8 protein-coding genes are annotated in these 13,049 nt (G+C 63.0%); 4 read left to right on the top strand and 4 right to left on the bottom strand.

Annotated features, from left to right (window positions below; genetic code table 11):
• Positions 1-48 precede the first annotated feature (48 nt).
• Positions 49-1,419, bottom strand: coding sequence for a nucleotide 5'-monophosphate nucleosidase PpnN (ppnN, locus tag SR858_RS10615; protein WP_019920759.1), 1,371 nt, complete (start codon positions 1,417-1,419; stop codon positions 49-51).
• A 222-nt stretch (positions 1,420-1,641) separates the two neighbouring features.
• On the opposite strand from ppnN, the gene SR858_RS10610 reads away from it, so the two are divergent.
• Positions 1,642-3,141: a peptide MFS transporter gene (locus SR858_RS10610; RefSeq protein WP_019920757.1), complete on the top strand. Its 1,500-nt coding sequence runs from the start codon at positions 1,642-1,644 to the stop codon at positions 3,139-3,141.
• A 46-nt stretch (positions 3,142-3,187) separates the two neighbouring features.
• Here SR858_RS10610 and glpD read toward each other — a convergent pair whose 3' ends face one another.
• Complete coding sequence (glpD, locus tag SR858_RS10605; protein WP_019920756.1) at positions 3,188-4,723, bottom strand: glycerol-3-phosphate dehydrogenase; 1,536 nt, start codon at positions 4,721-4,723, stop codon at positions 3,188-3,190.
• A gap of 269 nt (positions 4,724-4,992) precedes the next feature.
• On the opposite strand from glpD, the gene SR858_RS10600 reads away from it, so the two are divergent.
• Positions 4,993-7,356: a penicillin-binding protein 1A gene (locus SR858_RS10600; RefSeq protein ID WP_019920755.1), complete on the top strand. Its 2,364-nt coding sequence runs from the start codon at positions 4,993-4,995 to the stop codon at positions 7,354-7,356.
• On the opposite strand, the gene SR858_RS10595 is transcribed toward SR858_RS10600, so the two are convergent.
• Together SR858_RS10595 and SR858_RS10590 are read right to left on the bottom strand one after the other, a co-directional pair.
• Entirely contained in the window at positions 7,350-8,966 is a 1,617-nt protein-coding gene (locus SR858_RS10595; RefSeq protein WP_019920754.1) for a methyl-accepting chemotaxis protein, read from the bottom strand. The genes SR858_RS10600 and SR858_RS10595 overlap by 7 nt on opposite strands.
• A gap of 178 nt (positions 8,967-9,144) precedes the next feature.
• On the bottom strand, positions 9,145-9,825 hold the full coding sequence (locus SR858_RS10590) for a TetR/AcrR family transcriptional regulator (RefSeq protein ID WP_019920753.1): 681 nt from the start codon (positions 9,823-9,825) through the stop codon (positions 9,145-9,147).
• Positions 9,826-9,962: 137 nt separating this feature from the next.
• Between SR858_RS10590 and SR858_RS10585 the strand changes: the two genes are divergently transcribed.
• A complete protein-coding gene (locus SR858_RS10585; protein WP_322534549.1) occupies positions 9,963-11,795 on the top strand; it encodes a diguanylate cyclase in 1,833 nt (610 codons plus the stop codon).
• Between the two features lie 239 nt (positions 11,796-12,034).
• Positions 12,035-12,988 (top strand): 5'-nucleotidase, encoded by a 954-nt coding sequence (locus tag SR858_RS10580; protein ID WP_019920751.1) that lies wholly within the window; start codon positions 12,035-12,037, stop codon positions 12,986-12,988.
• Positions 12,989-13,049: the final 61 nt, after the last annotated feature.

The following is a 13,049-nucleotide window of genomic DNA, read 5'->3' as shown; positions in this document are numbered from 1 at the left end:
CAGTACGGCGAGGAGCTGCAACGCCGCCATGGAGGTTTTTCAGGCGCCCTACTGAATAACGCGGTAGCAGGGCTCGTAGGCCTTGCCGGGGAGCTTCATGCGGCTCTGCTCCACGAACGACGTGAGCAGCGCGTCCATCGGTCCCATGATCGCCTTGTCGCCGTGGATTTCGAAGTGGCCGTGCTGCTCGATGGCGCGGATGCCTTCGTTCTTGACGTTACCGGCCACCACGCCCGAAAACGCCCGGCGCAAATTCGCTGCCAGCAAGTGCACTTCCTGGTCCTTGTGCAGGCTGAGGTTGCGCATGTTTTCATGCGTCGGTGCGAACGGCTTCTGGAATTCGCGGTCGATCTTCAGGCCCCAGTTGAAGTAATAGGCGTCGCTGCGGGTTTTGCGGTACTCGCGCACTGCCTTGATCCCGGCCTGCATCTCGCGCGCCACGGCTTCCGGGTCGTCGATGATGATCTTGTAGCGCTCCTGCGCCTCCGGTCCCAGCGTGGCGTGGATGAAGTTATTGATCTGCACAAAATACTCGCGCGAGGTTTCCGGGCCGGTGAAAATCAAGGGGAATGGCAGCTCGGCGTTGTCCGGATGCAGCAAAATGCCGAGGATGTACAGGATCTCTTCGGCCGTGCCGGCGCCGCCCGGGAACACCACGATGCCGTGGCCGGCGCGCACAAACGCTTCGAGGCGCTTTTCGATATCGGGCATGATCACCAGCTGGTTGACGATCGGGTTCGGCGATTCGGCGGCGATGATGCCCGGTTCGGTGATGCCCAGGTAGCGGCCGTTGGTCAGGCGCTGCTTGGCGTGGCCGATGGTGGCGCCCTTCATCGGGCCCTTCATGGCGCCCGGGCCGCAGCCGGTGCAGATATCGAGTTCGCGCAGGCCCATCTGATAACCGACTTCCTTCGAGTAGTTGTACTCGGCGCGGTTGATCGAGTGGCCGCCCCAGCACACCACCAGGTTCGGATTGAGCATGGGTTTGAGCACGCCGGCATTGCGCAGGATGTGGAACACGGCGTCCGTGACATCCTCGGTGCGGGCCATGTCGAACTTGTCGGAATTGGTCACCTCGTTGCTGACGAAGACAATATCGCGCAGCACCGCGAACAGCTGCTCGTGGATACCCTTGATCATTTTGCCGTCCACGAAAGCGGAAGCCGGCGCGCCCTTGATATCGAGCTTGATGCCGCGCTCGCGCTGCACGATGCTGATCGAGAACGACTCGAAGCGTTCGAGCAGTTCCTTGCCGTCGTCGATGGTGCTGCCACAATTGAGCACGGCCAGCGCGCAATTGCGAAATACGTTATACAGGCCGCCCTGGCTGGTATCGAGCAGTTTGTTTACTTCGGCCTTGGACAGCACTTCGAGCTGGCCTTCCGGCGAAATCAGGGTATCGATAACGTCATGTTCCATGTTGCGTAAATCCTTATATTCAGGTGCGCAGATTCGGTGTCTCGCAGGGTTGCCTGCCCTGCCAATATACGACAAGTCGGCGCGATGCGTGCGGAGTTTGGTGCGGCGCAGCGCGCAAAAAGTACTTTCTAAACCATTTGTAGATTAAAATGGCGCCCGATTTGGCTCCTCACGAGGGAGTCCGAGACCTTTTTAAACAGATCATCGAAGAGGAGACCCCGCATGAGCGGTGCCACCATCAATAAATCGGAAGCAGCCATCCCCGAGTTCAAGCAGATCATGGGCCATCCCGCACCCCTGTGGATGTTGTTCATGACCGAATTCTGGGAACGCTTCGCGTTCTACGGCATTCGCTGGGCCCTGGTGCTGTATGTCGTCGCCCAGTTCTACAACGGCGACCCTTCCGGTGAATCCGCCGCCAACCTGGTCTATGGTTCGTATCTCGCGCTGGTTTATGCCGCCGCGCTGTTCGGCGGCTACGTGGCCGACCGCGTGCTCGGCTACCAGCGCTCGATCCTCGTCGGCGCCGCCTTCATGGCGGCAGGCCTGTTCATGATCGCCGTACCGAACGAAGAAGTCTTCAAGTTCGGCCTGGCCACCATCATCGTCGGTAACGGCATGTTCAAGCCGAACATCTCGACCATGGTCGGCAAGCTCTATACCACCGGCGACCCGCGCCGCGATTCGGGCTTCACCATTTTCTACATGGGCATCAATGCCGGCGCCATGGTAGCGCCAGTGCTCACCGAGTGGCTCGCCGCCAAGGTGTTCGGCACCGATGGCATGCCAGCCTATAAAGTGGTGTTCATGTCGGCCGGCGTGGGCATGCTGATCTCGCTGGTGTGGTTCTTCATCGGCCGCGCGCGCCTGCTGGGCATCGGCGCACCGGACGCGCAGCACGCCGACCCCAAGCGTCTGCTGTACGTGATCGTCGGCTCGCTGTGCGTGATCCCGGTCGTGTACTTCCTGCTGGCCGCCGGCGCCGAGAAGCTGCAAGTCGTGCTGACCATCCTGTTCATCCTGCTGTCGGTTATGCTGATCGTCGAAGGCATCAAGAACGGCAAGGTCGCCCGCGACAAGGCCATCGCCATGCTGGTGATCTTCTTCTTCAATATCATGTTCTGGATGTTCTTCGAACAGGCCGGCAGCTCGTTCACCTTCCTGGCCGATAAGATCGTCGACCGCGAGATGTTTAACTGGACCTTCCCGGTTGCGTGGTTCCAGACCGTGAACTCGCTGGCCATCATCACCTTCGCTCCGCTGATCGCGCTCATCTGGGTCAAGCTGCGCAGCGCCAACCCGTCGATCCCGCGCAAGTTCGGCCTGGGCCTGTTGTTCAACGGCCTTGCCTTCGGCCTGCTGATGTATTCGCTGTCGATGCTGGTCAATATCGACAACAAGATCCCGTTCTGGACCCTGTTCATGGTCTACGTGCTGCAATCGATCGGTGAGCTGTGCCTGTCGCCGATCGGCCTGTCGATGGTGACCAAGCTGGCCCCGACCCGCCTGGTGGGCCTGGGCATGGGCGGCTGGTTCCTGTCGACCGGTATCGGCAACAACCTGTCGGGCATCTTCGCCTCGCACGTCAGCGGCACTGAAGGCATGTCGATCACGTCGGCGCTGTCGGGCTACACCTTCGGCTTCTACTCGCTGATGGCGGGCGGCGTGGTGCTGTTCCTGGTTGCTCCGCTGATCCAGAAGCTGATGCACGGCGTGAAGTAAGCTCTGCACGCTCTGACGAAAACGGCGCCCTGGTGGCGCCGTTTTTTTATCTGAACTGCATCGGATGGGCGGTGAGCCAGTCCTGCAAGGTGGCTGCCGCCTCGGGCGGCAGGTGCAATCCCAGCTTGGAGCGGCGCCACAGGATGTCGTGCGCGGTGCGCGCCCATTCGTACTTGCGCAGGTACTCCACTTCCACCTGGTACAGGCCCGGGGCGATTTCCTCGCCCATGTCGGCGATGGTCGCGCGTTCGCGCAGCAGCGTGTGGATGCGGGTGCCGTAGGCGCGCGCGAACCGCACCACCAGCAGCGGCGGCAGCCAGGCGTAATGGTTCTGCACCTTGCGCACCCACTCGTCGAAGCCGAGCACCGATTTGTTCTGCGGCTCGGCGCCGAACAAATCGCCGCCAGGCAGGCAGGCGTTGGCGGTCCAGTTGCCGTGGCGGTTGCCGAGCGCCTTGGCAATCAGCTCCACCGCGTCTTCCGCCAGCTTGCGGTAGGTGGTGATCTTGCCGCCGAAAATGCTCAGGATCGGCGGCCCGTCGCTATCGACTTCGAGCCAGTAGTCGCGGGTGACGGCCTTGGCGTCGGCGCCGTCGTCGAGCAGCGGGCGCACGCCGGAATAGGTCCAGACCACGTCGGCTGGCGTGACCGGGTTGACGAAGTATTCGCTGGCCAGTTGGCACAAATAGGCGATTTCGTTGGCGTCGATGGCGACGTTGTCGGCGTTGCCCTGGTAGTCGATGTCGGTGGTGCCGATCAGGGTGAAGTCGCGCTCATAAGGAATCGCGAACACGATGCGGCCGTCGCGGTTCTGGAAGATGTAGGCGTTGTCGTGATCGAACATGCGCCTGACCACGATATGGCTGCCCTTGACCAGGCGCAGGTGGCCGGCGCCTTCCTTCGGCGTGGCCACGTGCAGCATCTGCGCCGTCCACGGCCCGGCGGCGTTGACCACGTAACGGGCGTTGACGCGGATGCCGCCGCAGGTGGGCTTGTCGATGATCGCTTCCCAGCCGGCGCCCTTGCGGGTGAGCGTGTCCACGCGCGCCTGGGTGAGGATGGTGGCGCCCTTCTCGCAGGCGTCCATGGCGTTGAGCACCACCAGGCGGGCGTCGTCCACCCAGCCGTCGGAGTACGCAAAGCCGCAGCGGAACTCGGGCTTGAGCGGCTTGCCGGCCGAGTGGCAGCGCAGGTTGATGGCGGCGGAACGCGGCAGCAGCTCGCGCCGGGCCAGGGTGTCGTACAGCCACAGGCCGGCGCGGATCAGCAGTGCCGGGCGCTGGCCTTTCGAGTGCGGCATGACGAAGCGCAGCGGCCACATGATGTGCGGCGCCGCGCGCAGCAGCACTTCGCGCTCGATCAGCGCCTTGCGCACCAGGTTGAATTCGTAGTACTCGAGATAGCGCAGGCCGCCGTGGATCAGCTTGGTCGAGGCCGAAGACGTGTGCGCCGCCAGGTCGTCCTTTTCGCACAGGACGACCGACAGCCCGCGTCCGGCCGCATCGCGCGCGATCCCCGCGCCATTGATGCCGCCTCCCACGATCAGGACATCGCAATCGAGCGTGTGCTGCGGTTCCGCCATGAGTTCCCCGAAATTGTCACTTGTAATATAGCAAGATTTGCCACATCCCCTACGGTACGACAAATTTCACTTTGATGATAGAGGGCAACCGTATCGCTCGCCTAAAATTCGCCATGAAAGCCACGTTCATTGCCACTAAGGCAAGCAGGGCTTGCGGCGAGACCTTTGGTACCGCCACGCAGCCAGCGACGTTTCGATAGGCGCTTTAAGCTGGCGCAAATATCGTTGGTCTATAATCTGCGCACCGTATTGATAGCGAGAACCACGCTTTGACTGCTACAACCAACAAACTGCCCCGGTGGCTCAATCGCCGCAACGCCATCCGCGCCGCCATTGTGGCCGGCGTGACCGGCGTGGTCGGCGCTGCCGGGCTGGCGGCCTATATGTTCCTGGCCATCGCCCCCAATTTGCCCACGCTGGAAAAAATCTCCGACTACAAGCCCAAGATTCCGCTGCGCGTGTACACCGCCGACAACGCCCTGATCGGCGAATTCGGCGAGGAACACCGCGACTTCATCGCCATCAAGGATATTCCGGACATGATGAAAAAAGCGGTGCTGTCGATCGAGGACAAGCGCTTCTATGAGCACAACGGCATCGACTGGCTGCGCGCGCTGGGGGCCGTCAAGGCCAACCTGGGCGGCTCGTTCCGGCAGGGCGGTTCCACCATCACCATGCAGGTGGCGCGCAATTTCTTCCTCACGCGCGAAAAGGTCATCGGCCGCAAGCTCAATGAAGTGATGCTGTCGCTGAAAATCGAGAACGCCCTGTCCAAGGACGAAATTCTCGAGCTGTACATGAACCAGATCTACCTGGGCCAGCGCTCGTTCGGTTTCGGCAGCGCGGCGCAAACCTATTTCGGCAAGTCGCTCAAGGAATTGAACATCGCCGAAATGGCCATGCTGGCCGGCCTGCCGCAAAACCCGGCGCGCCACAACCCGATCACCAATCTCAAGCGCGCCAAGCAGCGCCAGCACCTGGTGCTCAAGTCGATGCGCGACCTCGACTACATCACCGCCGAGCAGTACGACGCGGCGCTGAAGCAGCCGATCCACATCAGCGCCAAGGGCCAGCAGTTCGACGTCCATGCCGAATACGTGGCCGAACTGGCGCGCCAGGCCGTGTATGCGCAGTTCAAGGAAGAGTCTTATACGCGCGGCATCAGTGTATATACGACCATCCTCAAGGACGACCAGAACGCCGCCTACGAGTCGATGCGGCGCAACGTCATCAACTATGACCAGCGCCACGGCTACCGCGGCCCGGAGGCGTTTATCACTCTGCCCGCCGACGCCGAGGAACGCGACGACGCCATCGAGGAAGCGCTGCAACGCCGTCCAAACAGCGACCGGCTGATTGCGGCAGTGGTGCTGGCCGCCAGCAGCAAGTCGGTCACGGTGCAGAACGAAGCCGGCGACGAGATCACCATCACCGGCGATGGCCTGCGCCTGGCCGCCAATGCGCTGACCGACAAGGCAAAAGAGTCGCTGCGGGTGCGTCCCGGCGCCGTCATCCGCATCATGGACAACGGCAAAAAGGGCTGGGCGATTGCCCAAGTGCCGCAGGTGGCGGCAGCGTTCGTGTCGATGGACGCGGTCAATGGCGGCTACCACGCCATGGTGGGCGGCTTCGACTACAACCTGCAAAAATTCAACCACGTCACCCAGGCGTGGCGCCAGCCCGGCTCCTCGATCAAGCCGTTCGTGTATTCGGCAGCGCTGGAAAAAGGCTTTTCTCCGGCCACGCTGCTCAACGACGAGCCGCTTGAGCTGACGGCAGCCGAAACCGGCAACCAGCCCTGGAGCCCGCGCAACGACGACAACAAGTACGAAGGTCCGATCACCATGCGCTACGCGCTGGCCGAATCGAAGAACGTGGTGACGGTACGCATCCTGCGCGCGCTCACGGTACCGTACGCGCATGATTACCTGGGCAAGTTCGGCTTCGACCTGGCCAAGCATCCGAAAAACCTGACCATGGCGCTCGGTACCGGTGCGGTCACGCCGGCGCAGCTGGCCGGCGCCTACTCGGTGTTTGCCAACGGCGGCTACTCGGTGGAGCCGTACCTGATCGCGAAAATCGTCGATGGCGACGGCAAGATCATCTCTGAAACCAAGCCGCGCACCACCCTGCCCGACGAAGCACGCGTGCTCGATCCGCGCAACGCCTACGTTACCGACAGCATGCTGCGCGAAGTCACCCGCACCGGCACCGGCGGCGCCGTGGCGCGCCTGGGCCGCCACGACATGGCCGGCAAGACCGGCACGTCGTCCGACGCGGTCGATGGCTGGTTTGCCGGCTACGGCGGCGGCATCGTGGCTGTGTCGTGGATGGGTTACGACGACTCGAAGTCGCTGGGCAACAAGGAATTCGGCGCCACCGTGGCGCTGCCGATCTGGCTCGACTACATGAAGGTAGCAATGAAAGACCGCCCGGCCCGCGACCGGCAGGTGCCGGTGGGCCTGACACAGGTGGGCAGCGAGTGGCTGTACGACGAGTTCACCGGCGACGCGGCGCGTAGTTCACTGGACCTCGACAGCCAGCCGCCGGGCGCTGAAAATATCGTGCCGGTGCCTACCGGCGCTGGCGCGGTGCCACCGCCACCACCGCCACCACCACCGATCAATCAGTAAGCGAGCCTGGCCCGCGCCGGTGCTGCCGCATCGAGCCGGAACACGCTCACCACCTGGGCCAGGCGCGCAGCCTGGTTTTCCAGCGAGGCGGCGGCCGCCGCCGCCTCTTCCACCAGCGCCGCGTTTTGCTGGGTGACGGTATCCATCTGGCTCACCGCCATGTTGATCTGGTCGATGCCGGTGCTTTGCTCCTGGGTGGCCATGGTGATTTCGCCCATGATGTCGGTCACGCGCTGCACGCTCTCCACGATGTCGCTCATGGTCTGTCCCGCTTCGGCCACCAGCTTGCCGCCCTCGCCCACTTTCTCCACCGAATCGCCGATCAGGGTCTTGATTTCCTTGGCGGCCGCGGCCGAGCGATGCGCCAGCGTGCGCACTTCGCCCGCGACCACCGCAAAGCCGCGCCCCTGTTCACCGGCGCGCGCCGCTTCCACTGCCGCGTTCAGCGCCAGGATATTGGTCTGGAACGCGATGCCGTCGATAACTGAAATGATGTCCACCACCCGCGCCGACGACGCATTGATCGCCTCCATCGTTTCAACCACGCGCGCCACGACGCCGCCGCCGCGCACGGCCACGCTGGACGCCGATGCCGCCAGCACATTGGCCTGGCGCGCGTTGTCGGCATTCTGGCGGACGGTGGAGGTCAGTTCTTCCATCGACGATGCGGTTTCCTCCAGCGAGCTGGCTTGTTCCTCGGTGCGCGAGGACAGGTCCAGGTTGCCGCTGGCAATTTGCGCCGAGGCCGTGGCAATGGTGTCTGTGCCGCTGCGCACCTGACCGACGATCTGGATCAGGCTCGCGTTCATGTCCTTCAAGGCCTGCAGCAGCTGGCCGGTTTCCTCGGTGGTGGCAACGTCGATGCGGCTGGTCAGATCGCCAGAGGCCACGGTTTGCGCAACGCGCACCGCCTCGTCGATCGGCCGCGTGATGGTCTGCGTGATATAGGCCGCGCAGCCGATCGCGACCAGCGACGCCACCAGGGCGGCAATCACCATCACCCATTCGGCCTTGACCACCGCCGCCCGTCCCTGTTCCACACTGGCGCCTGCAATGCCCTCATTGAGGTGCACGATCTTGAGCAGCGTTGCTTCCGCTTTTTGAAACAGCGGACGCGAGGCGTTGTATTGCTGGTAGAAGCTGGCGAACAGCTCTTTCTGTGCGGCCTCGTCGCGATTGGCGGCCAGGCTGCCGACCACGGTGCCGATCCGGTCGTCGGCAGCTTTCCAGGCGGTCCATTCGGCGCTGAACTGCTTCCACAGCACGGTTTCTTCCGGCGTTTGCGGCAGCGGTTCGTACAGCTTCCAGCCACGGTCGATATTGGCCCACGCGCGCTGGCGCAACGCCTGCACTTCGGCGAACTTGTCGTGGGCCTGGTAGTTGTTCTCGTAGATGGCGGCGTACAGGGTGGCGGCCGCCACGGCGGTCTGGCCTTCGCTGATGCCGAGCAGTCCCTGGATCGACGGCAGGCGCACCACGCCGATTTCATCGACCGAATCACCCACCGTGGCAATGCCCCGGTAGCCGGCAGCACCCACCACCAATAAAGCGACCAGCATGATCGCGACCAGCGCGGCCAGCTTCCATTTAATGCGTAAATTCCTGAACATCGTACTTCCCGATTATGCGAATAGTGATAGTCAGCTCAACCATGTGAGTGACTATTGGAGAGAAATTCCCTATCGCAATATCCATCGGGCCAACTAGTGCCGTCAATGGCTTTCGCAGTCAGTGTGGCGCGCCATGCACAGCTTGTTCGGACGCCAATCATGTCTCGATGACAGCGTTTCATGCCGCCAGGTAGCCCCGCATCATCCGTACCGCGCTGCCGGCAAACTGGTCGGGCGTCACGTCGGCTGCCCGGTACTTCCAGCGTTTCACGTACCAGTCCTGGAACGTCGCCATCAGGTGCGACGCCAGCAAATCGGCGCTGCCCGGCGGGCGTGACGGCAGGCGCACGATGACGTCGGCGAACAGCGACTGCACATATAGTTCCGAATTCTTGGCCGCGTGGCGCAGCTCCGGGGCCAGCACGCGCGAATCCATGTACACGAAATAAAACCACGGCTGCAAAATCTCGGAAATGTAGATCGACGAGCGTATCAGCGCCTCCAGTCGGTCGAGCGGATCGATAATGGAGTCAAACAGCAGCGGTACCTCGCGGGTGGCGTGGCGCACCACGTCGCCGATCATTTCCGCCAGTTGGTCCTTGGTGCTGATGTAGCCGTACAAGCCCCCCATCGACAACCCGGTTTCCTGGCACAGGTCGCGCAAGTTCATGGCGCGAAAGCCGACGTCGTTGGCCAGCTTGAAAGTGGCATTGAAGATGCGCTCGAGGTTTTCCAATGCCGGCTTGCGGCGCTTGACGGTGATGCGGTCGGCGTAGTGGTCCAGCAGGTAGGCCCAGATATTGCCGGCGTCGAGCGGCGTCATGGTCTTGAACTGGGCGAAGGTGAAGTCTGGCTGCACAGTGGTCTCTATAGTTGATTTTATGGAAAATATTATAGCGTATGCGGTAACATGAAGATCGTCGACCAGGAATGCCTGCCTTGTATATGCGCCGCCTCCCGTACCATTTGCTCTTGCCGCTGCTAGCCGCGCTTTCGATGTTGCTGGCCTTGGCGGGACTGCCGGCACCCGCCCATGCCGCCGGCAAGCCGGTCGATGTGCTTGAACTGGACCGGGGCTCACTGTCGCTGGTCGAATATATTACCGTGCTTGAAGACCCTGGGCACGCACTCGACTTTGCGCAGGCGCGCGCGCAAACGTACCGTCACACGGGCCAGGCCGATCAGGCGATCAGCTTTGGCTATACGCGCTCGGCCTACTGGCTCAAGGTGGAGCTGCGCAACCCCGGCGCCACGCCGGTGCGCCGGCTGCTCGAGATCAGCAATGCGCGCCTGAGCGATATCCGGTTTTACGCGCCCGGCGACAACGGCGACTACCGCGCGCACCGCACCGGCAGCGCGTTGCCACATGCTTCGCGCGACTACCCCAACCGCTACTACATCTACCAGCTGGACCTGCCGCCCGCATCGCAGCAGACCTACTACCTGCGCGTGGCCTCCGAGGGCGCCAAGCTGATACCAGTGCGCCTGTGGGACCCGGTGGCATTCGCCGCCCATCAACAGCGCGATTACCTGGCGCAGGGCCTGTTCTTTGGCACGGTTGTCGCCATGTTCCTGTTCAACCTGGTGCTGTTCGCCATGCTGCGCGACCGGCTCTACCTGATGTATATCGCCTTCGTCGCCATCACCGCCATGTCGCTCGCCAGCCAGAACGGCCTGGCCCACGAATGGCTGTGGCCAGGGATCGGAGGGCGCTGGCCCAACCTGTCGACCGCGATCCTGTTCTCGCTGTCGCACGCCACCCTCACCATCTTCATGCGCGAGATGATCGGCACGCGCACGCTGGTACCCTGGCTCGACAAACTGCTGCTGGCGATGCTGGCATGGTTCGTGGTGTCACCGGTGCTGCTGGTGTTCTTCTACCAGCAGGTGGCTGGCGCCATGACCGCGATCTGGAGCATCACCTCGCCCCTCACGCTGCTGATCGCGCTGGTGTGCGTGGGGCGCCGTCAACGCAGCGCCTATTATTTTTGCGCCGCGTTTTGCGTCTTCTTCGTCGCCAACATGGGAAGCGCGTTGGCAGCGCTGGCGTTCTTGCCGCACAACCTGATCACCAACTTCGGCGCCCAGATCGGTTCCGCCTGCGAGATGCTGCTGCTGGCGTTCGCACTGGCCGACCGCATGCACATCATGCGGCGCGAAAAGGAACAGGCACAGGCGGCAGCGCTGACCGCCCAGAATGACCTGATCGCCGGCCTGAAAGTATCGGAGCAACGCCTGGAAGCACGCGTGACCCAGCGCACGGCCGAACTGCAGCAAGCCAACGACCGCCTGGCCTTGATGTCGATGACCGACGTCCTCACCGGCATCCCCAACCGCCGCCGCTTCGACCAGATCCTGGCCGCCGAATGGACGCGTGCGGCACGCCAGCGCAGCATGCTGGCAATCGGCATGCTCGATATCGACCACTTCAAGCAGTACAACGACCACTACGGCCACCAGCAAGGCGACGACTGCCTGCGCCGAATAGCAGCGGTGATCGCCGACCAGTTCCGGCGCGGCGGCGACCAGATGGCGCGCTATGGCGGCGAGGAATTCATCTTCGTCGTGCCCGATGCCCATCCCGACAACGCACTGGCGGTGGCGCAGGCAGTCTGCGATGCGGTGGCTGCGTTGGGCATTGTGCATGCTGCAGCGCCTGGCGGCATTGTGACCGTGAGCGTGGGCGTGGCGTGCGGCCACCCGGTCGGCGGCGCGGCGCCCGCACAACTGGTGCATGCGGCGGATATGGCGCTGTACCAGGCCAAGGAACTCGGTCGCAATCGGGTGGAGCTGGCGCTCGGCTATGCGCGCAGGAGCGAGGACGCATGAGGGTGATATCCCGCCCAGCCGCTTGGAGACAGGCGCGCCGGCAGGCAAAAAAAAGCAGCCACGCGGGCTGCTCGATGTTACTGCGGTACCAGAAGTGGCTTACCTTTTTGTTCTGCCCAGCCAATATCCGTTGTCACGCAGGCTACGTCAATTAAAATGTGCATCGAGACGCGCAGGTGTGGCGCGGCAGGCACGAAAATCGGTTAAAGTGGCGTGATTGACAACCCATACACCCCTCCATGGCCTATCCGATAGAACACAAGCTGGTGGTCGGCATCGCGTCGAGCGCGCTGTTCGACCTGACCGAATCGCACCAGGTGTATCTGGAAGGCGGCGCCGAAGCGTATCGCCAGTACCAGGAACGCCATCTCGACGTCGTGCTCGGCAAAGGCGTGGCGTTTCCGTTCATCCGCCGCTTCCTGTCGATCAACGCGCACCACCCGCAAGCCGCGCCGGTCGAGGTGGTGCTACTGTCGCGCAATTCGCCGGAGACCGGCTTGCGGGTGATGAATTCGATCGCCCACTACGGGCTCGACATTTCACGCGCCTGCTTTGTCACCGGCAAGTCGCCGTACACCTACCTGCCCGCCTTCAATACCTCGCTATTCCTCACTGCCAACGAGCAGGACGTGCGCATGGCGCTCGACGCGCACTACCCGGCCGGCCTGGTGCTGCCGGGCCTGACCGAGGACGACGACGCCGACGGCGAGTTGCGGGTGGCCTTCGACTTCGACGGCGTGATCGCCGACGACGAATCGGAAACTGTCTTCAAGCGCAACAACGACGTGGCCGAATTCCACGCCCACGAGCGCGAACGGGTGGCGGTGCCGCACCAGCCGGGCCCGCTGGCGGACCTGTTCCAGAAGCTCTCCGCCATGCAGCGGCTCGAAGACCAGGCGTTGGCAAACGATCCCGGCTACCAGCGCATCCTGCGCATCGCCATCGTCACCGCCCGCAGCGCGCCGGCGCACGAGCGCGTGGTCACCACGCTCAAGAGCTGGGGCGTGTCGGCCGACGAAACATTCTTCCTGGGCGGAATGGAAAAAGCGCGCATCCTGTCCATCTTCAAGCCCCACCTGTTCTTCGACGACCAGTTGAGCCACCTGAAATCGCCGGCCGGCAATATACCGATGGTGCATATCCCGTTCGGCATCGCCAACCTGGCGGCCGGGTCCGCACCCAAGCCGGGGTAGGCGCCTGCCGGGCTGCGGTGCATCGTCTATAATGTTGTTCACCTTTTGACCATGCTCCACA

It is taken from the genome of Duganella zoogloeoides (assembly GCF_034479515.1).
GTDB lineage: Bacteria > Pseudomonadota > Gammaproteobacteria > Burkholderiales > Burkholderiaceae_D > Rugamonas > Rugamonas zoogloeoides.
Note: the sequence above shows the minus strand (reverse complement) of the source record. Positions and strands in the feature narration are given on the sequence as shown.